23 protein-coding genes are annotated in these 24,091 nt (G+C 57.1%); 18 read left to right on the plus strand and 5 right to left on the minus strand.

Annotated features, from left to right (window positions below; genetic code table 11):
• Positions 1 to 30: 30 nt before the first annotated feature.
• The 10 genes from B9Z39_RS04685 to B9Z39_RS04735 all read left to right on the plus strand — a co-directional run bounded on the left by B9Z39_RS04685 (position 31) and on the right by B9Z39_RS04735 (position 14,127).
• The gene (locus tag B9Z39_RS04685) at positions 31 to 498 is read left to right on the plus strand and encodes a hypothetical protein (RefSeq protein ID WP_100145471.1); all 468 of its coding nucleotides are present in this window, start codon (positions 31 to 33) and stop codon (positions 496 to 498) included.
• A gap of 206 nt (positions 499 to 704) precedes the next feature.
• On the plus strand, positions 705 to 5,003 hold the full coding sequence (locus B9Z39_RS04690; RefSeq protein WP_108300875.1) for a flagellin: 4,299 nt from the start codon (positions 705 to 707) through the stop codon (positions 5,001 to 5,003).
• Positions 5,004 to 5,347: 344 nt separating this feature from the next.
• Positions 5,348 to 6,775 (plus strand): sigma-54-dependent Fis family transcriptional regulator, encoded by a 1,428-nt coding sequence (locus B9Z39_RS04700; RefSeq protein ID WP_233248915.1) that lies wholly within the window; start codon positions 5,348 to 5,350, stop codon positions 6,773 to 6,775.
• Positions 6,772 to 7,113: a flagellar hook-basal body complex protein FliE gene (gene fliE, locus B9Z39_RS04705; RefSeq protein ID WP_100145475.1), complete on the plus strand. Its 342-nt coding sequence runs from the start codon at positions 6,772 to 6,774 to the stop codon at positions 7,111 to 7,113. Before B9Z39_RS04700 ends, fliE begins: the two co-directional genes overlap by 4 nt.
• Before the next feature lie 20 nt (positions 7,114 to 7,133).
• A complete protein-coding gene (gene fliF, locus B9Z39_RS04710; RefSeq protein ID WP_108300876.1) occupies positions 7,134 to 9,245 on the plus strand; it encodes a flagellar basal-body MS-ring/collar protein FliF in 2,112 nt (703 codons plus the stop codon).
• 34 nt (positions 9,246 to 9,279) lie between these two features.
• The gene (fliG, locus tag B9Z39_RS04715; RefSeq protein WP_199172932.1) at positions 9,280 to 10,320 is read left to right on the plus strand and encodes a flagellar motor switch protein FliG; all 1,041 of its coding nucleotides are present in this window, start codon (positions 9,280 to 9,282) and stop codon (positions 10,318 to 10,320) included.
• Positions 10,313 to 11,686, plus strand: a complete 1,374-nt coding sequence (locus tag B9Z39_RS04720; RefSeq protein WP_146183277.1) for a FliH/SctL family protein — start codon at positions 10,313 to 10,315, stop codon at positions 11,684 to 11,686. Before fliG ends, B9Z39_RS04720 begins: the two co-directional genes overlap by 8 nt.
• Positions 11,673 to 12,362 (plus strand): hypothetical protein, encoded by a 690-nt coding sequence (locus B9Z39_RS04725; protein ID WP_108300878.1) that lies wholly within the window; start codon positions 11,673 to 11,675, stop codon positions 12,360 to 12,362. The genes B9Z39_RS04720 and B9Z39_RS04725 overlap by 14 nt, the downstream gene beginning before the upstream one ends.
• A gap of 8 nt (positions 12,363 to 12,370) precedes the next feature.
• The gene (locus B9Z39_RS04730; RefSeq protein ID WP_100145483.1) at positions 12,371 to 13,690 is read left to right on the plus strand and encodes a FliI/YscN family ATPase; all 1,320 of its coding nucleotides are present in this window, start codon (positions 12,371 to 12,373) and stop codon (positions 13,688 to 13,690) included.
• A complete protein-coding gene (locus B9Z39_RS04735; protein ID WP_100145485.1) occupies positions 13,687 to 14,127 on the plus strand; it encodes a flagellar export protein FliJ in 441 nt (146 codons plus the stop codon). Before B9Z39_RS04730 ends, B9Z39_RS04735 begins: the two co-directional genes overlap by 4 nt.
• On the opposite strand, the gene B9Z39_RS04740 is transcribed toward B9Z39_RS04735, so the two are convergent.
• Genes B9Z39_RS04740 through B9Z39_RS04755 form a run of 4 tightly spaced genes read right to left on the minus strand, consistent with a single transcriptional unit; the run spans position 14,117 to position 15,943 of the window.
• Positions 14,117 to 14,464 carry a DUF86 domain-containing protein gene (locus B9Z39_RS04740; RefSeq protein ID WP_100145487.1) on the minus strand — a complete coding sequence of 116 codons (348 nt, stop codon included), beginning with the start codon at positions 14,462 to 14,464 and terminating at the stop codon, positions 14,117 to 14,119. The genes B9Z39_RS04735 and B9Z39_RS04740 overlap by 11 nt on opposite strands.
• Positions 14,461 to 14,751: a nucleotidyltransferase family protein gene (locus B9Z39_RS04745; RefSeq protein ID WP_100145489.1), complete on the minus strand. Its 291-nt coding sequence runs from the start codon at positions 14,749 to 14,751 to the stop codon at positions 14,461 to 14,463. The genes B9Z39_RS04740 and B9Z39_RS04745 overlap by 4 nt, the downstream gene beginning before the upstream one ends.
• Positions 14,752 to 14,787: 36 nt before the next feature.
• A complete protein-coding gene (locus B9Z39_RS04750) occupies positions 14,788 to 15,537 on the minus strand; it encodes a hypothetical protein (protein WP_100145491.1) in 750 nt (249 codons plus the stop codon).
• 13 nt (positions 15,538 to 15,550) lie between these two features.
• Entirely contained in the window at positions 15,551 to 15,943 is a 393-nt protein-coding gene (locus B9Z39_RS04755; protein WP_158269454.1) for a surface-adhesin E family protein, read from the minus strand.
• A 115-nt stretch (positions 15,944 to 16,058) separates the two neighbouring features.
• Between B9Z39_RS04755 and B9Z39_RS16960 the strand changes: the two genes are divergently transcribed.
• Genes B9Z39_RS16960 through B9Z39_RS04795 form a run of 8 tightly spaced genes read left to right on the plus strand, consistent with a single transcriptional unit; the run spans position 16,059 to position 22,456 of the window.
• Positions 16,059 to 16,331: a flagellar biosynthetic protein FliO gene (locus B9Z39_RS16960; RefSeq protein ID WP_158269455.1), complete on the plus strand. Its 273-nt coding sequence runs from the start codon at positions 16,059 to 16,061 to the stop codon at positions 16,329 to 16,331.
• Positions 16,321 to 17,088, plus strand: coding sequence for a flagellar type III secretion system pore protein FliP (gene fliP / locus B9Z39_RS04765; protein ID WP_100145497.1), 768 nt, complete (start codon positions 16,321 to 16,323; stop codon positions 17,086 to 17,088). Before B9Z39_RS16960 ends, fliP begins: the two co-directional genes overlap by 11 nt.
• Before the next feature lie 11 nt (positions 17,089 to 17,099).
• Positions 17,100 to 17,369 carry a flagellar biosynthesis protein FliQ gene (gene fliQ, locus B9Z39_RS04770; protein WP_100145499.1) on the plus strand — a complete coding sequence of 90 codons (270 nt, stop codon included), beginning with the start codon at positions 17,100 to 17,102 and terminating at the stop codon, positions 17,367 to 17,369.
• A gap of 6 nt (positions 17,370 to 17,375) precedes the next feature.
• Positions 17,376 to 18,143 carry a flagellar biosynthetic protein FliR gene (fliR, locus tag B9Z39_RS04775; protein WP_100145501.1) on the plus strand — a complete coding sequence of 256 codons (768 nt, stop codon included), beginning with the start codon at positions 17,376 to 17,378 and terminating at the stop codon, positions 18,141 to 18,143.
• Between the two features lies 1 nt (position 18,144).
• A complete protein-coding gene (gene flhB, locus B9Z39_RS04780) occupies positions 18,145 to 19,293 on the plus strand; it encodes a flagellar biosynthesis protein FlhB (RefSeq protein WP_100145503.1) in 1,149 nt (382 codons plus the stop codon).
• A gap of 16 nt (positions 19,294 to 19,309) precedes the next feature.
• Positions 19,310 to 20,761 carry an SPOR domain-containing protein gene (locus B9Z39_RS04785; protein ID WP_108300881.1) on the plus strand — a complete coding sequence of 484 codons (1,452 nt, stop codon included), beginning with the start codon at positions 19,310 to 19,312 and terminating at the stop codon, positions 20,759 to 20,761.
• 28 nt (positions 20,762 to 20,789) lie between these two features.
• Positions 20,790 to 21,236 (plus strand): hypothetical protein, encoded by a 447-nt coding sequence (locus B9Z39_RS04790; RefSeq protein ID WP_143474150.1) that lies wholly within the window; start codon positions 20,790 to 20,792, stop codon positions 21,234 to 21,236.
• Positions 21,237 to 21,238: 2 nt separating this feature from the next.
• Positions 21,239 to 22,456 carry a hypothetical protein gene (locus tag B9Z39_RS04795; protein WP_100145509.1) on the plus strand — a complete coding sequence of 406 codons (1,218 nt, stop codon included), beginning with the start codon at positions 21,239 to 21,241 and terminating at the stop codon, positions 22,454 to 22,456.
• Here the strand turns inward: B9Z39_RS04795 and B9Z39_RS04800 are convergent.
• Positions 22,442 to 24,067, minus strand: coding sequence for an FMN-binding glutamate synthase family protein (locus B9Z39_RS04800; RefSeq protein ID WP_108300882.1), 1,626 nt, complete (start codon positions 24,065 to 24,067; stop codon positions 22,442 to 22,444). The genes B9Z39_RS04795 and B9Z39_RS04800 overlap by 15 nt on opposite strands.
• Positions 24,068 to 24,091: the final 24 nt, after the last annotated feature.

Raw genomic sequence — 24,091 nt, forward strand, 5'->3', positions numbered from 1 at the left:
TTTTTTCTCACACCTCAGCAGGAGCTTTCCATGACCCTCATTCAAGAACTGATGAACCAATCCGCCGTTGGCGGTTTACTCAACCCCAGCCTGATCAAGCGTTTCAGCCCTGCTGAAATTCGCGAAACCATTCAATCCTTGGTTGCCACTGAACAAATTGAAATGGCCAATGCCTTGAGTGATGCCGGCATGGCACTGTACCCACACAGCGAAGATATTTTGGCCATCACCAGTTTGTTGGCCATGATGAACCAAGACTGGCCCTTGGCTGTGGAGTTGATGGAAGAGCTCACACAAGTGCAGGGCAGCACCACACCCCCCTTCACGTATGTGATGTTTGTGCGCGCGCTGCGTTGCAACCTGGACCCAGCCCGCGCCCTTGAGGTGGTGCGCCAAGGTCTGGCGGCCTATCCCGACCAGCTCGAACTGTTGGCGGAGAAGTTGGCCCTTGATGACTTCAGCGAGTCCATGCAGTCCACCACAGCCTTTCACCACTGAGCGGCAAATGTGTCGATTTCACGGCGGCAAGTGGCAAACCATTGCCAGTGAAGCGACAAAACCTTGCCACTGAATACTTAGATGAACATATTTTTTTACTCTAAAAAGGGAAAACCCTTATTTAGAGAGTCAAAAAAAACTTGGCATGGTATGTGCATCAATGTAGGCAAGTTTGATTGACCAATTCAGGTCAGGAGATTAGAAAAATGGCAGTTATCAATACCAACGTCAAAGCATTGTTTTCGCAAGCGGCGCTCACCACGTCCGGCAGATCGCAAGCGCTTGCAATGCAACAGTTGTCCACCGGCAAGCGCATCAACTCGGCTCGAGATGATGCCGCAGGCATGGCGATTGCGACGCGCATGACGCAGCAAATACGAGGCTTGAACCAAGCTGTTCGTAATTCTGGGGACGCCATCAATCTGATTCAAACAGCCGAAGGCGCGACCAACGAAATCACCGACATGATGCAGCGCATGCGTGAGTTGGCCGTTCAAGCCGTCAACGACACCAATGACAACGCACAGCGCAGTTACTTGGACCTGGAGTTTCAACAACTCAAACAGCAAATCGTGCAAATTTCGGACAACACCGAGTGGAACGGTTTCCCTGTCTTGAATGGTTCAGCCGGTGAGCGTGTGGGTGAAATGCCCGTTTACAAAGTGACTTCAGAAAACCAATTCGGCTCTGTCTTCATCAACCCGACCACCTCACGCACCGTGGCTGGATCGGATTCTGGTGAAAAGCAAACGTTGCAAATTGCGGGTACCTTGCCCACGCTGGTCAGCCCCCAAACATTGACGATCACTGTGGGTGGTGTGGACGTGGTGTTGGATGCCGCCTCTGTGGCAACGGCTGCGACAGTGGCCACCAAAATTCAACAAACGCTGAGCAATGATCCGAAATTCAGCAGCAGTTCGGGGCGCAGTGTCACGGTTGCTGCGGACACCTTGACTATTACCTATGCGCCCACAGACGGCAATGTGGCCGCAACCAGTTTTGACCCCAAAGCCGCTGTCGGTTTGACGGCAACACCCACCACCACACGTGAAGCCATCGCACAAGGCGCAGAAAACTTCAAAGGCAACGGTTCCTTCATCAACAGTGGCGCCCTCAGCATGAGTGTGGATGCCAGCGGCAATGTGACGGCCTCTTTCAAGACGGCGCAAGGCACGACGATTCCGATGCAAGGCATCATGAACAACACGGCGGTGACAGAAAACTCCGCGGTGACCTTCAACGCGATGACCGCAGGACAAACCATCACCTTGGGTGGGTTGACTTATACGGCGGGTGCCGCAGGTGCCACGGCCGCAGAGGTGGCCACCGACTTTGCCAGCCGAGTCAACGGTTATGCCGCAGGCACTGCGCCAGCCCCTGTGAAAGGTACTTTCACTGGCGCATTGAGTGGCTTTGCCTCAGGTGCCGCCACCGGCGCCGTGGTGACCTTCACCAGCGCCTCCACTGGGACCAACGTCACCAATTTGGCCATCAGCGGTTCGGGTGCTTTGCCTTCCGTGGTGGTGACCGATGGTGCACCTGCAGGTTCGATCACGTTCATCAAGAGCACGGGCACGAACTCCCAGGTGCTAACGGATGACTTGGTGTATTCATTCCAAAAATCAGATGGCACCAGTGCCACCCTGACAGGTCGCGCATTCAGCTACAACGTGGCGGTTGAGGGCAGCATCCCCGCATTGCGTGCCGGTGATTTGAAAATCAATGGCATTGACATTGGGGCTTCTTACGCCACCGACGACAAGGTGTCTCCCTTGGCCAATGCCGCAGGCAGTGCAATTGCCAAAGCTGCAGCGATCAACCGCTTGGCGGTTGCCACCGGCGTGACGCAAGGCGAAACACAAATGCTGACGTTCGCTGGTACACCCACGCCAGGCAACATCACCGTGGGCGGTGTGAGCGTGACCTTGACCGCCTTGGACACCACCTCTGCCGCAGCAACGGCCAAAATTGCAGCGGCTTTGCAAGCCAGCCCTTTGTTTGCACAAGGCACAGGTCGCGTGGTGAACTATTCGCCCGGTAACTCAAACCTGTCCATCACCTACGCGCCCAGCGAAGGCAATATGCCCGACACGGTCATCCAAACCGGCCCCACCGGTTTGACCGGCCTGGTCGACACCACGGCTGAGAATTTCATTGCCTCAGCTGGCACGGGTGTGTTTGCGAAGGTCAATGAGAACGTCATGTCAGGCCGCGCCATGTCAGGCACGTCGGTGGTCAAAGGCACGGTGTTCATCAACGGATACGCCAGCGCCGACATCACCACCGTGCTGAACAATTCGCGTGAAACACGTGCCAATGTGGTTCGTGCCATCAACTTGATCAGCGATAAAACGGGTGTCAAAGCGATTGACACAGGTTCAGATGCCAAAGGCATCACTTTGAGCGCCGCCGATGGTCGCAACATTGAGGTGAGCTTTGACACATCGGCCAACGCCGACGACTTTGGTGCGCGCATTGGTGTGCGCCAGGGCGTGCAAGCCAGCACCATTTCTTTGGAATCGAAAATCCCAGCGCCTGTGGTGCTGACCTCCGACACCCTGGGGGACATCACCCGTGCAGGTTTGGTCGCGGGCAACTTCAGCAAAAACGAGGCAGTGACCAACACCAGCCCACGTCCTATCGTGGGCCCAAGTGTGGCTCAGGTAGAGAGCGTGACCTACTCGGGCACCGTGCCCACAGCAGGTGACACCTTTGCGTTGACCGTCAATGGCACCACCTTCACCTACACCGCTGTGGCAGGCTCTTTGACCGCACAAGCTGTGCGAGATGGTTTGGTCTCATTGGTCAACGCGAACACCACAGTGCCTGTGACCGCGATGGCGGGTCGTAACGCTGGCGAAATTTTGTTGACGTCAGACAGTCCAGGCACAGCTTTCACACTGACCAATTCAAAAAGCAACACCACCACCACCGTCAACGCCACCACAGTGCAGGCCAATGCCAAAGCCAACTTCAAGCCTTTGGGCATGGACGATTTGGTGATCAATGGCGTCAAAATTCCGCCTTCCACCAACGCGGGCGACACCGACTCCAACACGGTGGCCTCTAGCAGCGACCCCGCTTCAAGCGCGATCGCGATTGCAGCCGCCATCAACTCACAAACCGCCATCACAGGTGTGGTGGCCAAAGCCAACGGTGCAGAAGTCAAAGGCATCAACACCGACACCAGCCTGCCAATTTTGGCCTCGCCAACACTCCAGTCCTTGTTCATCAACGGCACAGAAGTGAAAGTGCAGTTTGTGCAAGACGAGCCCAAGCTGGATCGCTTGAACAAAGTGGCCGACGCCATCAACATGCGCGCTGGCGAACACGGCGTCACCGCGGTGGTCAACGGCGACGGCATCAGCCTCAAGTCGGATGGACGAAACATGTCTGTTTGGTTTGACTCGAACGTGAAAGATTTGTCTGCTGCCAACTTTGGTTTAGACCAAGGTGGTGCGGTGGCCCAGTCGTCACAAATTAATTTTTCGGGTGCGACGTTTGCCGCCACCGATACCGCATCGGTCACGATCAACGGCGTCAAAATCACGTCGGCAGCTTCAGGCGCCGCAACGGCGGTTGCTTTGGCGGGTGCTTTGGAAACCTCTATCCGAGCAGCCATCACGTCGGGTGCCATCAAAAACGTCAGCGTGACGAACACCGCCGGTGTGTTGTCGATCACGTCGACCGTGCCTGGATCTGCGTTTGACATCGCAGGGGCTGCCACCAACAGTGCGACGACCAACTTGGCCATCAACGAAGTCACGGCCAACAGCTTTGGCAACAACCAAATCACCGGCGTGTTCAATGCGACGGCCAGCAGCAGCACCGCACGCACTGTGTATGGCACCGTGCGCATGGTGGCACAACCGCCACAGTTGCCGGGCTTGCCCAAACCTATCGGCGCACCGCCTTCGTCTGCGGACCAGTTGTTGCAAGCCAATGCCAAGCCGTTCACGGTCAGCACCGGTGACGATGGTTTCGGCAACAACAGCAATTTCTCTGCGCTGGGTTTCAACGAGGGCAGCTACGGTGGCCGATCCAGCTCAGAGATGGACCCGCCACGGGTGGGCCGTTTGGCTTTTCAAGTTGGATCGAGTTCCAACCAGACGGTCACCATTGACCTGGCTGACTTTGGCAAAAATGGTCCGATCACGGGTGAAATCACCGGCGACGTGGACCAAAACATCGACCAACGCACCGTGCGCATCAACACACGTGAGGGGGCGACCGATGTCTTGACCAAGTTGGATTCGGCCATGGACAAGATCAACGCCACCCGTGCCACCATGGGTGCGGTGATGAACCGCTTGGACCATGTCATCAACAACTTGACCAACGTGTCCATGAACTTGTCGACATCACGCAGTGGCATTGAAGACGCTGACTACGCGTCTTCGAGCACCGAGCTGGCCAAGACGCAGATCATGCAGCAGGCTGCCACGGCTGTGTTGGCTCAGGCCAACACCAGCCAGCAGACTGTGCTCAAGCTCTTGGGTGGTTGATGAGCAAGGGGCCTAACTGCTGGGCGTGTCGTCACCTCACCATCACGTGGGACGTGCGCCAGCCGTATGGCTGCAAGTTCATGGGTTTCAAATCCAAAGCGATTCCCTCGCTGGAGGTGCTGCGCAACGATGGGCGCTTTTGCGGCGCGTTTTCAGCCAAGCCTGCGCCTGTCCCTGACAGCCGATCCAACGCGCCATCGACGGCGTCTGTCGGCAACCCGTCGAAGCGTCAAGATTCTGACTTTCAGAACCGATATATCCCGATCAATCTAATCACTTAGGTTTCATTTATCGCTGGCACGTCCTTTGCATAACAGTCTTACCTTTATTTCGGACTGTTCAAAGTGAATGCTTCTTCTGTCAACGTTATTCATGCCGTGTGGTTGGACCCCTTCAGTCCCATCGACGCGACGGATCGCGCCCAGCTGAGTACCGCCGGTATCAGTCTGGAAACCGTTTCTACCTTGGGTGACCTCACGCTGGCTTTGCGCCGCGCGCATGTGCTGGTCATTCGCCTGGGCGACAGCGCGGAGCTGCTGCAAGAAGTGCAGACCTTGGTGGCTCAGTTGGGCCACACCGTGCCGGTGCTGTGCCGCGTGGACCGCCGTCGCATGGAAGTCGCCGTCGACGCCATGCGCCTGGGTGCTTTGCACGTGTTGTCCGCCGATGAATGGGCACCTGCTGCCTGGCAACAAGCCGTCAAAGGTTTGAACGCGCCCGAACTCAAAACCAAGAGCTATGTGTTTGTCGACCCCACCAGCCAACACCTGTTGGCTTTGGCGCAACGCGTGGCGCAAACTGAAGTCACGGCCTTGTTGGTCGGCCCCACGGGCGCTGGCAAAGAAGTGTTGGCCCGTGTGTTGCATGAGTCGTCTCCGCGTGCCAGAGGCCCCTTTGTGGCCCTCAACTGCGCGGCTTTGCCCGAGCACTTGATCGAAGACATGTTGTTTGGCCACGAGAAGGGCGCTTTCACTGGCGCTTTGAAAGAACACAAAGGCTTGTTTGAACAAGCCCACGGCGGCACCATCTTTTTGGATGAAATTGGCGAAATGCCCATGCAGTTGCAAGCCAAGTTGCTGCGTGTGTTGCAAGAGAAAAAACTCAACCGTTTGGGTGGCGAAGCTGTCATCGACTTGGATGTGCGCGTCATTGCAGCCACCAACAAAGACTTGAAACTGGCCATTGAGCAACGCGAATTCCGCGAAGACCTGTATTTCCGCATCAGCACTTTCCGCTTGCGCATTCAACCCTTGAAGGAACGACAAGGCGACATCATGCCCTTGGTCATGCAGTCTCTGGCGCGCCACGGCAAGAGCGGCTTGCCTTTCACCGTGACTGCCGAAGCCCAAGCGCTGCTGCAGAGCTATCCCTGGCCTGGCAATGTGCGTGAACTCGAAAACGTGGTGCAACGCGCGGTGGTGTTGTGTACCGGACGCACCGTCAGCCCTGCACATTTGATGTTTGATGACGCCATGACGGACCGCCAAGTGTCGATGTCAGACTTTGAGGTGACCGCACCCCAGGTGGCGGTGAGTCGTGAGATGGCGGGTGATTTTTCTCCCATCGCGGTTCGCCCTGTGGATGAACCTCTAAGGCCCATCAATTTGGAACACGCGGTGAAAACCAGCGAACACCAAGTGATCATGGCTGCGATTCAAAGCACCGACAGCCGCATGGAAGCCGCTGCCAAGCTGGGCATCAGCCCCCGCACCCTGCGCTACAAACTCGCGCAATTGCGTGACCGTGGCATGCACGAAGGAGTCTCCGCATGATTGACCGCATCTCCAATGCCAACATCCAGTCGATGATGGAAACACTGCGTGCTTACCAGGCGCAGTCCACCAACAACACCTCGGCCACGCCCGAGACAGCCACCACCAAGGTGGGACAGCCCACATTTTTTGACTCGGTCAAAAACGCACTCGACAAAGTCAACCAAGCTGACGTCAAGGCCGATGCGATGGCCGAAGCCTACGACCGTGGCGAAGAGGTGCCCCTCACCGAAGTGGTGTTGAGCATGCAGAAATCGTCGCTGGCTTTTGAAGCCACCTTGCAAGTACGCAACAAAGTGATGAAAGCGTACGAAGAAATCATGAACATGCCGGTGTGATGCTGAACTGAGAGACTGATATGGCCACAGATACCTTGAATATGAACGCGATGGGCTTACCCTCAGCCCCCAACGCAGACAACGCTGCCGCCAGCAAAGCGGGCAACTCGCCTGTCACCACCAACAACCGCATGCCTGCTTGGTTGAACCAAAAAGAAGGCCCGGGTGCCATGGTGGTGGACATCTTGCGTCAGCCCACGGTGCGCAAAACACTGCCTTTCATTGTGGTGTTCATGCTGCTGGTGTCGGTGGCGGTGTTTTTCACCTCGCTCAAGCCCACGCCGTACCGTCCCTTGGTGTTGATGCTCAACGACGCAGACAAGCAATTGGCCATCGAAGCGCTGAAGGCCGGTGAATTCAAACCCGAAGTGGATGCCAACACCGGCCAATTGACGGTGCCCACGGCGCGCTACCAAGAGGCCCGCATGTTGCTGGCCTCCAAAGGTTTGCCACGCACCGAAACCACGGGCATGGACAACCTCAAAGACATGCCTGCCATGACCACCAGCCAGTTCATGGAGCAGGTGCGCTACAACAACGCGATGGAGCAAGAGCTGGCACGCAGCATTGTGCAAATCGGTGGCATCAAGGCTGCCCGCGTGCATTTGGCCGCGCCTAAGCAAAGCGTGTTTGTGCGTGACCGCGCGCCGACCAAGGCATCGGTGATCATCACCCGCGCGCCAGGGCGCACGGTGTCGTCGGCCAACGTGCAAGCCATCATCCAGTTGGTGGCGTCGAGCGTGCCTTACCTTGCGCCTGAAAACGTGTCGGTGGTGGACAACTTTGGCAGCTTGATGAACGAGATGTTGGTCGAGCAGCCGTTGGGCTTGACCTCCGCCCAGCTGATGCAAAAGCAGCAGATGGAAGATTTGTACCGCACGCGTTTGATCCAGTTGTTGGCGCCTATCGTGGGCGAGTCCAACGTGAGCGCCCAGATCAGCATGTCGCTCGATTTCACCCAAACCGAAGTGACGGTGGAAGACTTTGATGGCCAGGACAAAGGCCCCAAGACCCGTTCAGAATTGTTTGTGGAAGACCGCAACACCTTCCGTGATGCGATTGGCATTCCCGGCTCCTTGTCCAACACGCCACCGAGCCCCACCAACCCGCAAGCCACCACCCAAACCAACGCCGACCCCACCAAGGGCGTGAGCGAAAAAGGCGTGCAAGTGACGGCACGCAGCACCAAAAATTACGAATTGGACCGCTCGGTGCGTCACACCAAAAACGCCATGGGTACCGTCTCCAAAATTGGTGTGGGTGTGCTGATCAACGAGCGTCCAATTCCTGCGGGCATGAAGGTGGAAAAACCCGCCGATGGCTCACCTGCGCCAACTTCTATTCCCTACACCCCCGAAGAGCTGGAGCGTTTGAACCAATTGGTCAAAGGTGCGGTGGGCTTCAACGAAGCACGTGGTGACATGGTCACCGTGGTGGCCACCAAGTTTGAGCCGGTGGTCGACCCGACCGTTGTGCCTTGGTATCTGGACGAGAACTACCAGGTGCTGGTCAATGCGGGTGTGATTGGTGGCCTGTTCTTGCTGTTGTTGTTGACCGTGATTCGTCCGATGGTGCGTCGCATGGTGCGCCCCGAGATTGACCCCGCCGCCATTGCTGCCGCGGCTGCCGAAGCAGCCAATGCCGAGGCGCGATTGGCCATTGAAGTGGCCACCGCAGAGTCTGCGGCCGCACAGGCTACGGCCAAAGCGGCCAAAGAAGCCCACGAAGCCGAAATGGCCCGCATGGCCGAAGAAGCCGCCAAAGCCGCCGCCGAGGCCGCACGTGTGGCCGAAGAAGCCCGTCTGGCCGCCGAGGCCAAGGCTGCCGCCGAAGCCGCTGCCCGCGATGCCATGGCCGCCGAGCTGGCCGAGCGCAACGCACAACATGCCGCAGGCGTGCAGCAGGCCGCCGATGACGCTGCCTCTGACATTGAAATTGAAGAAGGTGAAACGCTGGAAGAGGTCAAAGCCCGCATGGCGAGCTTGAAGCCCAAGAAGCAGTCGATCTCGGCTGACTTGCTCAACACCGCCAATTCGTATGATGACAAAGTGGCGTTGATTCGCATGATCGTGGCCGAAGATTCCACCCGCGTGGCCGGTGTGCTCAAGGGCTTGATCAGCCCATCCGCCTAACCCGCGCCGAACGACAGAGATTGAGGACTAGACCATGGCTGATAACGACAATGGCATTGTGATGACCGAGGCGCTGCGCACCGAACTGGCAGCCATCACCTCCACACAACGCGCCGCAGTGCTGATGCTGCTCTTGGGTGAAGACCAAGCCGCAGACATCATCAAATTTTTGAACCCCAAAGAGGTACAAGCCTTGGGCGCGGCCATGGTGTCTGTGGCCGACTTTTCGCAAGAAGCCGTCAACGTGGTGTTGGACGAATTTGTCGAACATCTGAAGAAACAATCTACCCTGAGCATGGGCAACACCGACTATGTGGAAAAGGTGATGCGTCGTGCCTTGGGCGACGACAAAGCTGCCTCAGTGCTGGGTCGCATCATGCCGGGTCAAGGCACCAAGGGCTTGGACATCCTCACCTGGATGGACGCGCGCGGTATTGCCGACATGATCAAGTCCGAGCACCCCCAAGTGGTGGCCATCATCATGTCCTTGCTCGAACCTGAAGTGGCGGCTGACGTGATGATTTATCTGGACCCTTCGATCCGCCCGGAAGTGATCCAGCGCATTGCCAGCTTGGACACTGTGCAGCCCTCGGCCATGGCCGAGTTGGAAGCGATCATGAAGCAGCAGTTCTCCAAGAGTGCGTCGGCTCAGTCGTCGAGCTTTGGTGGCGTGCAAGCGGCCGCCAAGATCATGAACTTGACCAAGACCGAGTTGGAGTCAAGCATCATGAACGGCTTGAACGAAATTGATCCGGACATCATGCTCAAGATCCAAGACAACATGTTCACCTTCGAAAACCTCACCAGCGTGGACAACAAAGGCATTCAGGTGCTCATGCGTGCGGTGGAGCCAGACTTGTTGATGATGGCCCTCAAAGGTGCCAGCCCAGCCTGCCAAGACCGTTTCTACGACAACATGTCCGAACGTGCCCGTGGCATGTTCCGCGACGACATGGAAGCCAAGGGCCCGCAACGCATGTCCGACGTGGAAGCGGCGCAAAAGAACATCATGCGCATGGCGCGCAAGCTGTCCGATTCGGGTGAGCTGATCCTCGGGGGCGCGGACTTTGTTTAACCAACCGCGTCCTTTGCGGCCGGCCAAGCCTTGGCAGTCCACCAGCTATTTGCGGTCTACCCGGGAAGAGCAGCCGTTCAGTGCAGCACGGTGGACTGACGCTGAGCCACAAGCATTTGCCGACACGGGCATGCCGCCACGCCGCACCGATTTTGCGGTGGACAACTACGAACCGATGACGGAGCCACTCTCCGCACAGGCCAAGAAGGCCCTGGCCTTGCTCGATGCCGAGCACAGCCATGAGGCCTTTGCACAAGAAAAAAATGCCTCTGAAGATGGCTCCTCCACCAACGCGCATTTGCCGTTTGTGCTGGATGTCTACACAAGTCGTTCCGACAAGACGCGACACGTGGTCAAGCCACAGCCTGTGGTGGCCCCCTTTGTGGCTGACGATCTGTCGCCACACACTGCGGTCAACCTGGCCGAGGTGGTGCCTGCTGAGACAGCTGAAACCGTTGACGAACCTGCACCAGACACCGACCAAGAAGACCATGCCATGGCTGAGTCCCAGGCAACGCCTGTGCTTGAACTGGATGGCGAGCCTGCGGATGCCCCGTCAGAGATCGCCACAGAAGCAGTGACAGACATTCAAGAGCAAGTGGAGACACAAGCTGCCGCAGACGTGGTGGCACAAGGCGAGTCCACAGCGCTTGAACTGCCAACACAAGATGAGCCCACCCACGAGGTTGAGGCAGATGTGCAGACTGAGCTCGCAGAGCCTGAGGCTGCGCCGGTTGAGCCGGAACCGGTTCAACCTGGCATTGCCCCTGAAGAAGTAGCGCAACGCGAAGCCGACCACTTTGCCCAAGGCATGAAACAAGGGTTGGCCCAGGGCATGGCGCTGGGGGAACAACAAGCCCGTCAGGCCATGGCCGACGATGTGGCCGCCCAATGCGCACTGTTGGCGCAGGTGACACAAGGCTTGCAAACCTTGATGGCCGATTCGACACAATTTTTTGAACCCCTCAAACGACTGAGCCTGCACCTGGCCGAGCAGTTGGTATTGGGCGAGTTGCGCATGTCCAGCGCGGCCATTGAGCGCTTGGTGCAGCACTGTCTGGATGAAGTCAGCCACCCGCTGCAAGAGGGTGTGGTGGTGGAACTCAACCCCGACGACAAGAAAATTCTGCAAGCCCAAGGTGGCGAATTTTTGCAAGGCCTGCGCCTTGAAGCCAGCCCCGAGCTCCAACCCGGCAGCGTGCGTGTGTTTGCCAATGACATGGTGGTGGAAGACTTGATCGAACACCGCTTGCAAGCCTTGGCAAAGAACCTGCTGCTGGATGTGCCGAGCTGGGAAAAACAATCGGCGCTGGTTCAACCAGCGCATTCGACAGACCACACGGAGCACGACGATGATCTTGCCTGACGTCCTCAACACCATGCTGATGGGTTTGATTTTCATGGTGATCTTGGTCACTGTGGTTCGCCCGTTGCTGCTCAACGTGGTCGGCAATCCGGTCTTCAGCGATGCCGAGCAACAACAAATGCTAGATGTCGTGCATCAAGAATTGGCGCGTGTGGCGTATGAGGAAGAGACCAAACGTGCTCACCAAATTCGCTACCAACAGCTGTTGATCGAATTGCCACCTCGCTTGCAGCCCAAGCCTGTGGTGCAAGCCGAGCCAGAACCCGAAGAGCCCGCCGACGCAGCAGCAGACAGCAGCGTGGTCGATGCCACGGCACAGGGCGATGGGACGACAGAGGCTGTCGCAGACAGCGTGCCTGCCGTTGACGCCCATGGTCAGCCAGTGGCCAGCGATGCAGCGCAAACCGACGCGGCGCAGGCTGGCCGTGCCGACGCAGCAGCGCCCGAAGAGGCGCTGGCCGAAGGTGAAATTGAAATTCGCGAAGGTGAAACCTTGGCCGAAATCAAAGAGCGCATGAAGCGCGAACAAAAGAATGCCAAGAAGCCGGTGATTCCGCCCGAACTGCTCAACAATGCCAAGAGCTACGAAGACAAAGTGGGTGTGGTGCGCATGGTGGTGCACCAAGACCAAAGCCGTGTGGCGGCTGTCATTCGCGGCATGATTGAAACCAAATAAATTCGTCCATGCTTGATTTTTCCCAGGAAGTTCAGCGCAGCTTGCCCAAGCTGCGCGTGCCCACGCCACGCACCAGTGGCACCTTGGTGCGCCTGGTGGGCTTGACGCTGGAGACGCGCGGCATCATGGCCCCTCTGGGGGCGTGCTGCGAGGTGTTGGGCCAAAACGGCCACCGCGTGGAAGCCGAGGTGGTGGGCTTCAATGACAAAACGCTCTACCTCATGCCCTTCACCGATCCGGTGGGCGTGGGCCCGGGCGATAGGGTGCGTGTCATAAGCAACTCGGCGCTGGTGCGTCTGGGCGATGGTTTGCTGGGGCGCGTGGTCGATGGCCGCGGACAACCCCTGGATGGCCGCCCCTTGCCCGAGCTGCCCGATGAATTGAGTCTGTTGGGTCGCCCTTTGAACCCGATGGAACGCGGGCCCATCGACACCATCTTGGACGTGGGCGTGAAAGCCATCAACAGCGTGTTGACGATTGGCCGCGGACAACGCATTGGCTTGGTGGCTGGCTCTGGCGTGGGCAAGAGCGTGCTGTTGGGCATGCTGACGCGCTTCACCAAGGCTGATGTGGTGGTGATTGGTTTGATTGGCGAACGTGGCCGTGAAGTGCAAGCCTTCATTGCGGAGTCGCTGGGGGCCGAAGGCCTGGCCAAGTCGGTGGTGATTGCCGCCCCTGCCAACGTATCGCCCGTGCTGCGCCTCAAAGCCACCCACATGACCCATGTGGTGGCTGAGTATTTTCGCGACCAAGGCAAAAACGTGTTGATGCTGTGCGACAGCTTGACCCGTGTGGCCCATGCCCAGCGTGAAATTGGCTTGGCCATTGGCGAGCCGCCCACGGCCAAGGGCTACCCACCCTCGGTGTTTGCTTTGTTGCCCAATTTGATTGAACGCGGTGGTGTGGGCCGTCATGGCCACGGCTCCATCACCTCCATCTACACGGTGCTGGCTGAGGGCGACGATGCCTCAGACCCCATTGTTGACATTGCCCGTGCTTCGCTCGACGGCCAGGTCATGTTGTCGCGCCGCTTGGCTGACCAGGCGCATTACCCTGCGATTGACCTGAATGGTTCGATTTCGCGTGTGATGCAAACCTTGGTGGAGCCAGATGATCTGCGCCAAGCCAACAAGTTCCGTCGCCTGTGGTCGGTGTACCAGCAAAACGCGGACCTGGTGCAGGTGGGCGCGTACGAGGCCGGCACCAACGCTGAGCTGGACGAGGCCATTCGCTTGCGCGACTCGATGGTGATGTTCTTGCGCCAAGACATGCACCTGGGTGAAGACTACGACGTCACCCGCAACCAATTGCGTCATCTGCTGTCATGAAGCCGCGTGCCGCATGGCCCGTGTTGGCCAAAAAAGCCAAAGAAAAATGCGACGAGGCCCATGCCGAAGTCAGCAAGGCACGCCAGCGTGTGGTCCATTTGCAGCAAAGCCGTGAACGCATGGCCATGCTGTATGAAGACTATGTGCGGCGCTCGCAAGAGGCTGAAAAAAAACTTCACAGCATGGCCGAGACCTTGAACTTTCGCGGCTTCATGCAGCAACTGCAAGCGCTGATCGCGCGGGTGGATGAGGACTTGCTCAAAGCCCAGCAGAACCTGGCACAGACGCAACTGGCTTTACGCGCTGCGGAGCACAAGCGCATCCAGATGGAGACATTGCTGGAGCAAGACCTCAAAGCCGTGCGCGACCATGCCAGAAAACGCGAACAGCGCGAGATGGATGCTGCCGGCGTGATGCTCTACAACCTCAAGGCTTGACATTCTTGACCAGCTTGTAGAGATCAGGCAAATCATTGCAAATGGTTTGCCACACCATTTCAAAATCCACTTTGTCGTAACCATGCGATAGACGATTGCGCATGGCATACATGACTTGCCATGGAATTTCTTCATTTGCTGCGGCAAATGAGGGATCAACCCGTTGGATGTTGTTGGCGGCTTCGCCAATGATCTCGATGTTGCGAATCACCGCATCCTGAATCAACTCACTATTGAGAAACCCAAGTTCGTCAATGTCAGCCGTGTGGCGCTCAATGCGCTCAATGGCAGCAAGAATGTGGCCCAAGTAGTCAGGCGCTCGCAATGCTTTCTTCATACAGGGGCCGCTTCGGCCAATACAAAGTTGCGGAATTTGTCAGGCAAGGACTTGGGGGTCAGTACATCGACAGGAACGCCCAAGAGCTTTTCTAGTTCAACTTGAATCTTGGCGATATCCATCAAACTGGTGTTTGGTGTTGGGTCAATCAAGAGGTCTAAGTCACTGCCTTCGTGGTCATCGCCATGGAGCACTGAACCGAAAACACGCGCATTGCGGGCACGATGACGTTCAACCACAGTGCGAATAGCAGCACGGTTTGTTTGCAGGGCAAGAGATGGCTTCATGAGTGTTCCTACATTGAAATCCAATTTAATCGTAACTTAGTTTGCACCTGCAACCCAGCCCGCTTGCAGCCAATGGCAGTAGCGGTCTTTGAAGGCCCAGGGCATCAGCGTGGTGGCTGTGCCTGGTGGAAACACCTGGGCCGTGAGATGGTCCACCCAGACCTCTTGGGCTCCAACCTCGCGCAGCAGGGCTTGGGTGTGCTGGCTGTTGATGTGGCTGTTGTCCAAGCCTGCGCGTGTCAACGACGCGATGCGACTCATCCACAGCCTGTTGTCCTGGGTCGGACCGGAATACAGGTCATGCACGCTGCCCCAGTGACGCCCTTGCAAGGTGTCTTTCAACGACGCCAGGTCTTGTTCTGCCCGCACCTCGTCGCGCACACGAAAGCGGTGCTGGCCCAGCATGTTGTCAAACCACACGCAGGCTTGGGGGTGACGTTGCAGCACATCGCGCAGATGGAGCAACGCGTCTTCGCGGTGGTGTTGCAGGGTGATGCCCTGCGCGCGCAGCGTCTTGCCGTGGCGCCAGTCAAACAAACGGGCTGCCAGAGGGTCGATGTCGTAAGCGTCGATGCGTTTGAAACGCAGCAGCCAGCTCGGCGGCATCATCCAGCCCGCGCTGGCACCAATCAACAGCAAATGGCCTGACCCTGGCGTGACGTGGTTCAAAAAATCTTCAAGCTGTGCGACGGTGGCTTGCCATTGCGAACGTGTGTAGCAGGCGTGCACATGCCAGTTCAGTCCACCGGTGCCACCGGCATGCCAGAGGTCGCGCACAAAGCCCATGTGGGGTCAGCCCTCAGCAGACCAGGCGCATGATTTTGTGAATCGGGGTGTCGGGTGGCACTGGCTCAAACGGACCGATGACGCCTTCGCTGGAAAGCGTCTCGCCACTCAAGCGCACGCCCGAGTGGTACGAGAGCGACAGGGTGCGCACGGTCTCGGCTTTGCAGTCGAACTCCATTTGCATGCGGGTTGACTTGAAGGTTTTGCCATTGTGTTGGTTGACCTTGGGCGTGCGGTAGTCCAGCGCCGTCCAGACCTTGCGGTGGTCGCCTGATTTCACCTGGGTGTCGAGATCGACGTAGAACGTGCCGATGTCAAACAGCCCAACCGCCGTCCAATTGGCGGCGTGCAGGGTTTGGCTGGCAAGCAAGCTGGCGGCAAGAAGAAGGGCGTGGCGCTTTGTCATGAAAGAACTATACCGCCCACCTCTGGGTGTCGGACGGGTTGGCACAACCATTGCAATACCTTGTGCACAGGCACTTCAAGTGTCAAAAAACCGTCACGTCGCCAAGGAAGTCACCATGCAAAGTTTCAATTGGACCCAGTTCATCGCCAGCACGCTCAGCGTGTTGCTGCTGCTGTTGGGCGCGTGGTGGTGGGTCAAGCGCAATAAAAACCTAGGTGCCATGGGCCACGCGGACCGCCGCATCCAGGTGTTGGAGGCCTTGCCCTTGAGCTTGAAGCACAAGATGGTGTTGATTCAGGTCGATGGGCAAATGGTGCTGGCCAGCGTCAGCCCTGGTGAAGTCAAAACCCTGCACGCATGGACACAAGGAGCTGACCATGTGGCATAAGCCTATCGTTCGCAAGATCTTGTATGTGATCTTGGCACTTCTTTTATTGGCTTTGCTCATGTTGCCCACCTTGGGTCATGCGCAAGGTATTCCCTTGGTCAATGTCAGCGGTGGCAAAGCCGGTCAGCAATACAGCATGAGTTTGCAGTTGCTGGGCTTGATGACAACGCTCACGCTGTTGCCCTCGATGCTGCTGATGATGACCTCGTTTGTGCGCATCATCATCGTGTTGTCTATCTTGCGCCAGGCGCTGGGCACGGCACAAACACCGCCCAACACCGTGCTGGTGGGACTGGCTTTGTTTTTGACGTTCTTCATCATGTCGCCCGTGTTTGAGCAGGTCTACAAAGAGGCCGTCGGTCCTTACATGAACAGCAACCTCGATTTCGACAAAGCCTTGATCAAGGCCGAAGTGCCGGTGCGTGACTTCATGATGAAGCAGACCCGTGAAGACGATATTGCCATGTTCATGCAAATCTCTAACCGCCGTGAGTTGGAAAGCTCTGAACAAGTGCCTTTCACCACCTTGATGCCAGCGTTCATCACGTCGGAAATCAAGAGCGCCTTCACCATTGGATTTTTGATTTACATCCCGTTTGTGGTGATCGACTTGATTGTGGCCAGCGTGTTGATGTCCATGGGCATGATGATGCTGTCGCCCATGATCATTTCGATGCCCATCAAGCTGATGCTGTTTGTGTTGATTGACGGTTGGACGCTGTTGATGGCGTCACTCGCCAATAGCTTTGTGTTTTAAGGAGTAGACCCATGGACAGTGCAGCCGTTGTTGATTTGGCCCGTCAGGCGTTGTGGATGACCATGATCATCTCTGGCCCTCTGCTGGGCGTGGGTTTGATCGTGGGTTTGGTGGTGGGTATTTTTCAAGCCGCGACGTCGATCAACGAACAAACCCTGAGCTTCATTCCTAAGATTTTGGCGGTCGGCCTGACCATGTCAGTGGCCGGGGGCTGGATGATCAACACCATGGTGGACTACACCAAGGGCATCTTCACCCGCATCCCCAGTTTGTTCATGTAAGTCACCATGAACCTCGCGCTCATCGACATCCTCGATAAATTTTTGGTCGTCATTTGGCCGATGTTGCGCTTGTCTGCGTTTTTAGCGTTCACTTCTATTTTTTCGATCCGCGCGGTCAACATGCGCATTCGCATTTTGTTGGCCTTCTCGATGGCCTTTGTGGTCACACAGCAAATTGACATCCCGCGCATCGACCCCCTCACGGCTGAAGGCCTGATGGAGATTTCACGCCAAATTCTGATTGGCCTGACCATGGGCCTGGTGTTTCAAGTGGCATCTGCGGCTCTGGTGGTGGCGGGGCAGGCGGCTTCGGCTTCCATGGGCTTGACCATTGCCAACATGATTGACCCCAACATGGGCAACGTGCCGGTGCTGTCGGCGTTCTTCAACATCATGGGCACCTTGATTTTTTTGGGCATGGGCGGTCACTTGATTGTGTTTGGCCTGGTGCTCGAGTCGTTCAAGCTGTTGCCGATTGGCCAGGAGTTCTTCAGCCAAGACATGCTGGGCAAGATGATTCATTGGAGCGCCATGATGTTTTTGGGCGCGCTGTTGATTGCCTTGCCCGTGATGATGACGCTGCTGTTCATCAACGTCGGCTTGGGCTTTGTGGCCCGTGCGGCTCCGAGTTTGAATATTTTCACGGTCGGTTTTCCGGCCCTGATCTTGACCGGTTTTGTGATTCTCATCATGTCGATGGGCAACAACGTGGCGCGCATCCAGTGGATCTGGGCGCAGTCGTTTCTGATGCTTCGCTCTTATTTAGGGGAATGACATGGCAGAAGAAAGCGGCCAAGACAAAACCGAAGAACCTACCGCGCAGCGGCTGAGCAAGGCCCGTGAAGACGGACAAATTGCGCGGTCGCAAGAACTGCCGCCTGCCGCCATGATGGTGGTGGCCACCTTGTTCTTCACCATGATGGGACAGTACCTGTTTACCAAAATGGGGGGCTTGTTCAAAAGCCAGTTGAACTTTGACCCACGCACACTCGACAAGGCTGAGTTGCTGCCTGCGGTGTTTGGCAACGCGATGGTGGATGGGTTTTTGATTGTGCTGCCGCTGATGGCCGTGCTGTATGTGATTGCCGTGTTGTCCACCACGCTGGCCGGCGGCTTTATCTTTTCACCGCACTTGGCCTTGCCCAAGTTCAGCAAGCTCAACCCGATGTCGGGTTTGGCGCGCATGTTTGGCATGGACGCGCTGATCAACTTGGGCAAAGCGGTGGCCAAATTTTTGGTGGTGGGTGCCATCTTGTTGATGTCCATCATGAACAACCTCAACGACTTGACCAACATTTCCCAAATGGATTTGGGGGAGGCTATCAAGGTGTCGGGCACGATCATCGTGGATGCTTGTTTCTGGCTGAGTTTGGGTTTGGTGCTGGTTGCGTTGGTGGATGTGCCTTTGCAGCGTCACCAGCTCAACAAAAAACTCAAGATGACCAAACAAGAGGTGCGCGACGAAATGAAGAACTCAGAGGGTAGCCCTGAGGTCAAAGGTCAAATTCGTCGTCGCCAGCGCGAAATCTTGGAAAACAAAATGATGGGCAAGGTGAAAGACGCGGACGTGGTCATCACCAACCCAACCCACTTTGCGGTGGCTTTGTCGTATGACCCCACCGGAGACGGTGCACCGCTCTTGGTGGCCAAAGGTGAAGACGGTTTGGCAGCCCGTATTCGTGAAGAAGCACAGGCGCATGGTGTGTATCTTTTTGAGGCGCCTTTGTTGGCCCGCGCCTTATACTTCACGACGAAGTTAGACCACCCCATTCCAGAGGCTCTGTACCACGCGGTTGCGCAGGTCATTGCTTATGTGTTCAGTTTGAACCAGTCGTATGGCCGGGGGCATGAGGTGGTCAAGCCCACGCCGTCCATCCCCGATGAGATGAAGTTCGATGCCAACGGCGTCTTGATGAACACATAAGACCCGAGTTGCCCGCATGACTGACATTTACCAAAGCCCCGGTGACCGGTTGCGTTTTGAAATTCTCCTGAAGTCCTTGACCGAAGGAAGTCTCAATTTGGCGGTGTTGAGCGATCACGACCAAGTGCTCGACTTCTACGGCAAATTGTTCGACGAACGCTTGCGTGCGCAAGGTGAAACCCACATCGAATTTTGTGCTTCCACCAATTCAGAACAATTGGTGAAAAAGTTCAATGAAATCTTGTCGGAGCTCACGCTCAACCAAGCCTTGGAAAAAGACAAGAAGCATGCGCCACGGCGCTACCTGGTGTTTCGCGACTCCATCTTGATGCAAGACTTCGAGTTGCAGTTGTTGGCCCGTTTGGTCAATGGTTTTCCGGCAGGCAATATCAGTGTCATTTTGTTGCTCAACCGCAGCGCCAACTACCGCAGCAAGTTGGAGGCGTTTGGCAAAAACCTGTTGCAATGGGAAGTTGAGACCCAAGCAGGGCAAGCCAAGAAGCCATTGGAAAACTGGGTGGCTGAACCCCCCAAACCCACATGGCGTGTGCCCGGTGCTGACAAACCAAAACAAGAACCCGTGTTGTTGCCCGAGTCACAAGCTGTGACGCCGGCTGCGCCTGCGGTGTCGGCAGCGGCCTTGTCACCGCAGAACTTGCCCGAACTCTCGCGTGAGCCCACGCTGTTGGCCGAGGTGGTGCCGCCTCAAGCGCCCGAGCCTGCGCTGGTGTTCGAGCGACCTGCCCGCAAAACGCCTTGGGGCCTGATTACCTTGGCGGTGTTGTTGTCGATCGCGGCCTATGGCTACATGTACCGTGATGCGTTGCTCGACGAAGTTGAGTTGATGAAGAAATACCTGCTGCGCGGCACACCCGCTGTGGCCACGCCCGCAGAAGATGCGGCCAGTGCCGCTGCTTTGTCTGCCCAAGCATTGGCTTCTGCCGAGGCTTTACAGGCCGCCGCTTCTGCAGCATCTGCGGCAGAACCCTTCGCGTCAACCGCCAGTGCAGCGGTGGGCCCTGTGGTGGCCGCTGAGCCAGCAGCGTCAGCGCCAGCGCCTGCGCCTGCGGTGGTCGCGTCCTCTGCGCTGGCAAGCGCCAAGCCGTTGGACAAGGCCAGCGACAAACCAGCCGAAAAAGCCGTCGCCGCCAAGCCGAGCGAGCCCAACGCATTGAGCGAGGCGACAGATGAAGAATGGCTCAAGCAATTACCACCCAACAGCTGGGTGGTTCAGCTGGCGGCGTTTGACACCGAGAAAGAAGTGGTGGCCTTCAAACGTAGCCATAAGTTGTATGCCAGCGCCCGCATCATGACGCCACGTAAAAAAGGTGGCAACAAACGCTACTTTATTTTGGTGTCTGGCCCTTTTGCCAGCAAATCTGAAGCCGATGCTTATATGCAGTCCAGCCCGCTGCTGGGCAAAGCATGGCTGCGTGGCAGCCAGTCTTTGAAAACTCAGTTCGAGTGATTCAGAGCGTTCAGGTGAAGGAATGTTGATGAGTACGTCAGAAGAAGCCCAGTTGATTCGTCCAGACCAAGACGACACCCCTATCGTCGTGAAGGACGAGGGTGCGACCTTTGTGCGGTCCGCGCCAGAGAGCTTGCCGCACATCACCGTGCCTGATTTGGCGCCAGACGCCGCAGGCATGTCTGCCGAAGCCTTGGCACAAGTCCCCACGCTGACCGAGCAGGTGAAGGCTTCTGAACCTGTGCTGACCGAGCCCGAGTTGCCAGCGCAAGAAGTGATGCAAGTAGAGGTGTCACACCAAGAGTCCATGCCTGGCGCAGACCTTCCTCCGATGTCCATGACTTTGCCTCAAGGTCTGCCCAGTCATGTCGAATCATGGTTGCAGCAATGCCAAAGCCGGATCAACCAGCTCACAAACGAAATTCACAAACTCAACGATCGACTCGATCAAATTGACCACAAACCAAAGGCGTGAAGATGGCGGACCCGCAACAAACCAACGACAAAGCGCAGGCGCCTACCCTTGATGTGGATCTGACCGCCCAGCGCCTGACTGAGTTGGCCAATTCGTCACTCGACAGCAACGAGATGGCGCGCCAGATCGAAGAGTTGACTTCGGTGGTGCTGGACTCAGCCGAAGTGTCGACACGCTCGGCCACCATCGCGGCCGATGTCAGTTCCAGCATGCGCGATGTGGTGGACAAGATTCAAGAAAACAACCGCCGCAATGTGCTGCACTCGCGCATCATGTTGGGTTCGTTCGTGGCCTGTTTGTTGATTGCGATGGGCATCTTTTTCGCCATCACCATCAAGATGACCAAGTCGATCAAAGAGCTCGACACCATGCTGTATGCCATGGCCAAGCGTGTGATTGAGGTCGATGCGAGCATCAGTTCCATCAGCAAGACCAACGCCGATTTTTCAGAGATCACCGAAAAGCAAGAAGAGATTGTGACCACCCAGACACGGGTGGCCAGTCGTTTGGAAGAGCTTGGCCGTGCCATTTCGTCCATGCCCAACAACGTGGCTGACCAGGGCAACAAAGTCAACGACCCCAAATTCCAAAGCATGCAAAAACAGTTGCAAGGCCTGGAGTCCAAACTGGTGGCCTTGGATGGCAAGTTGCAGCTGTTTGCGCAAGCCGCCTCATCGGCCAAATCAGCGCCCGCTGCGCCAGCGGCCAATACCCAAGCCATCTTGAGCGAGCTTCAAAAACTCAAGCAAGACATCACCTTGGCCAACCAAGCCCAAGACAAAGCACAAATGAGCGTGGCCAAGGCGGCTGTGGCTGCGGCTGCGGCTGCGACGGCGGCAGAAAAAGCCGCAGAAAAAGCGGCGGCTTCTGAAAAAGCAGCCGGTGCAGAACGCATGGCTTCGCAAAAGGCAGCGGCTGAAAGAGCCGTGGCGATGCGCATGGGTCAAGAGAAGTCTGCCGAGCAATTGGCCGCAGAAAAACAGGCGGCTGAACGTGCTGCGGCAGCACGCGCCGCCGCACAAAAAGCAGCGGCAGATCGTGCAGCAGTTGACAAGGCCCTGGCCGATAAAGCCGCCGCCGCGGCAGCCAGTGCAGAAAAGGCCGCTGCTGCTGCTGCCGCAGCGGCAGAGAAGGCCCGTGCTGCGGCAGTGCCAGCAGCACCGGTTGTCAAAGACAACGCGATCCGCTACCCGCGTGTGCCAGCTTCAGGCGCGCAATAAATTGAAATGGTGGGCGCTGGCCATGGGCCAGTCGCGGTAGACATCGGGCAAGTGGCTGACGTCGGCTTGCAGCAAGGCACCGGGTGCCACGTTGTCCACCAGCTCAGAGAGATGTTGCGTGTGTGTCTCGGTGACACGACGCATGATGTGTTTGGTCGACAAGTCGCTGGGCTTGTGCAGTCCGGCAGACTGCATCATTTCTTGCAAAGCTTCCAGTGTGTGTTTGTGAAAGTTGTGCACGCGTTCCGCTTTGCTGGGCACGACCAGCGCCATTTGTCGCTTCGGGTCTTGTGTGGTCACGCCGGTCGGGCAGTTGCCCGTGTGGCAGGTTTGCGCCTGAATGCAGCCCAGGGCAAACATGAAACCACGCGCGCTGTTGCACCAGTCTGCGCCCAGTGCCAAAGCACGCGCCATGTCAAACGCACTGACGATCTTGCCACTGGCGCCCACGCGGATGTGCTCACGCAAGCCCGCGCCGACCAAGGTGTTGTGCACCAAGCGCAAGCCTTCTTGCAGTGGCATGCCCATGTGGTCAGAAAACTCCAGCGGCGCCGCGCCTGTGCCGCCTTCGGCGCCATCGACCACCACAAAGTCGGGCTGGATGCCGCTTTCTTGCATGGCTTTGACCATGCCAAACCACTCCCAGGGATGGCCGATGCACAGCTTGATCCCCACCGGTTTGCCTTCGCTGAGGGTGCGCAGTTGTTGCACAAACTGCATCAACTCCAGCGGCGTTGAAAAGCTGCTGTGGGCCGAGGGCGACACACAGTCTTCACCCACTTTGACGCCTCGTGCTTCGGCAATCTCTTCGGTCACTTTGGGGCCTGGCAGCACCCCACCATGCCCAGGCTTGGCGCCTTGGCTGAGTTTGATCTCTACCATCTTGACTTGGGGTGAACGTACGTTCTCGACAAAGTGCTCGGGGCTGAAGCGGCCTTGTTCATCGCGACAACCAAAGTAGCCCGAACCAATTTCCCAAATCAGATCTCCGCCATGGACGCGGTGGTGGCGCGAGATCGAGCCTTCTCCGGTGTCGTGTGCAAAGCCCCCCATCTTGGCGCCTTGGTTCAAGGCCATGATGGCGTTGGCACTGAGGGCCCCAAAGCTCATCGCCGACACGTTGAACAAGCTGATCTGGTAGGGCTGGGTGCAACTGGCTCCACCCACTTTGACGCGAAAGTCGTGACTCGCCAGTTGCGTGGGGGCGATGGAGTGGTTGATCCACTCGTAGCCCACGGCACGCACATCCAGCTGTGTGCCAAACGGGCGTTTGTCAGAAGCCCCTTTGGCGCGGGCGTAGACCAGGCCACGCTGGGCTCTGGAAAAAGGCGAAGCTTCGGTTTCGGACTCTAAAAAGTACTGACGAATTTCAGGCCGAATGGTCTCCAACATGAAGCGCAAGTGACCAATGATGGGGTAGTTGCGCAAAATGGCGTGGTGGTTCTGCTGCAAGTCGTACAGGCCCACCAGACTCAGGCCCAGAAACACCAATGGCCACCAGGCGCTGATACCCATCACACCAGACCCCAGCAAGGTGAACACCAGCAACACCACCGATGCGATGAACGCGGTATAGCGCACCGGATAGATCTGATTGAGTTTGTCCAGCATGCGTGTTCCTTTGTGGGCGGTAAA

The sequence above is a fragment of the Limnohabitans sp. JirII-29 genome (genome assembly GCF_003063395.1).
In the GTDB taxonomy this organism is placed as follows: Bacteria; Pseudomonadota; Gammaproteobacteria; order Burkholderiales; family Burkholderiaceae_C; genus Limnohabitans.

What these genes read in the sequence shown, in the direction of transcription:
- B9Z39_RS04685 (WP_100145471.1), top strand. Translation starts at nt 31, where the DNA reads ATGACCCTCATTCAAGAACTGATGAACCAATCCGCCGTTGGCGGTTTA.
- B9Z39_RS04690 (WP_108300875.1), top strand. Translation starts at nt 705, where the DNA reads ATGGCAGTTATCAATACCAACGTCAAAGCATTGTTTTCGCAAGCGGCG.
- fliE (WP_100145475.1), top strand. Translation starts at nt 6,772, where the DNA reads ATGATTGACCGCATCTCCAATGCCAACATCCAGTCGATGATGGAAACA.
- fliF (WP_108300876.1), top strand. Translation starts at nt 7,134, where the DNA reads ATGGCCACAGATACCTTGAATATGAACGCGATGGGCTTACCCTCAGCC.
- fliG (WP_199172932.1), top strand. Translation starts at nt 9,280, where the DNA reads ATGGCTGATAACGACAATGGCATTGTGATGACCGAGGCGCTGCGCACC.
- B9Z39_RS04725 (WP_108300878.1), top strand. Translation starts at nt 11,673, where the DNA reads ATGATCTTGCCTGACGTCCTCAACACCATGCTGATGGGTTTGATTTTC.
- B9Z39_RS04730 (WP_100145483.1), top strand. Translation starts at nt 12,371, where the DNA reads ATGCTTGATTTTTCCCAGGAAGTTCAGCGCAGCTTGCCCAAGCTGCGC.
- B9Z39_RS04735 (WP_100145485.1), top strand. Translation starts at nt 13,687, where the DNA reads ATGAAGCCGCGTGCCGCATGGCCCGTGTTGGCCAAAAAAGCCAAAGAA.
- B9Z39_RS04740 (WP_100145487.1), bottom strand. Translation starts at nt 14,464, where the DNA reads ATGAAGAAAGCATTGCGAGCGCCTGACTACTTGGGCCACATTCTTGCT.
- B9Z39_RS04745 (WP_100145489.1), bottom strand. Translation starts at nt 14,751, where the DNA reads ATGAAGCCATCTCTTGCCCTGCAAACAAACCGTGCTGCTATTCGCACT.
- B9Z39_RS04750 (WP_100145491.1), bottom strand. Translation starts at nt 15,537, where the DNA reads ATGGGCTTTGTGCGCGACCTCTGGCATGCCGGTGGCACCGGTGGACTG.
- B9Z39_RS04755 (WP_158269454.1), bottom strand. Translation starts at nt 15,943, where the DNA reads ATGACAAAGCGCCACGCCCTTCTTCTTGCCGCCAGCTTGCTTGCCAGC.
- B9Z39_RS16960 (WP_158269455.1), top strand. Translation starts at nt 16,059, where the DNA reads ATGCAAAGTTTCAATTGGACCCAGTTCATCGCCAGCACGCTCAGCGTG.
- fliP (WP_100145497.1), top strand. Translation starts at nt 16,321, where the DNA reads ATGTGGCATAAGCCTATCGTTCGCAAGATCTTGTATGTGATCTTGGCA.
- fliQ (WP_100145499.1), top strand. Translation starts at nt 17,100, where the DNA reads ATGGACAGTGCAGCCGTTGTTGATTTGGCCCGTCAGGCGTTGTGGATG.
- fliR (WP_100145501.1), top strand. Translation starts at nt 17,376, where the DNA reads ATGAACCTCGCGCTCATCGACATCCTCGATAAATTTTTGGTCGTCATT.
- flhB (WP_100145503.1), top strand. Translation starts at nt 18,145, where the DNA reads ATGGCAGAAGAAAGCGGCCAAGACAAAACCGAAGAACCTACCGCGCAG.
- B9Z39_RS04785 (WP_108300881.1), top strand. Translation starts at nt 19,310, where the DNA reads ATGACTGACATTTACCAAAGCCCCGGTGACCGGTTGCGTTTTGAAATT.
- B9Z39_RS04790 (WP_143474150.1), top strand. Translation starts at nt 20,790, where the DNA reads ATGAGTACGTCAGAAGAAGCCCAGTTGATTCGTCCAGACCAAGACGAC.
- B9Z39_RS04795 (WP_100145509.1), top strand. Translation starts at nt 21,239, where the DNA reads ATGGCGGACCCGCAACAAACCAACGACAAAGCGCAGGCGCCTACCCTT.
- B9Z39_RS04800 (WP_108300882.1), bottom strand. Translation starts at nt 24,067, where the DNA reads ATGCTGGACAAACTCAATCAGATCTATCCGGTGCGCTATACCGCGTTC.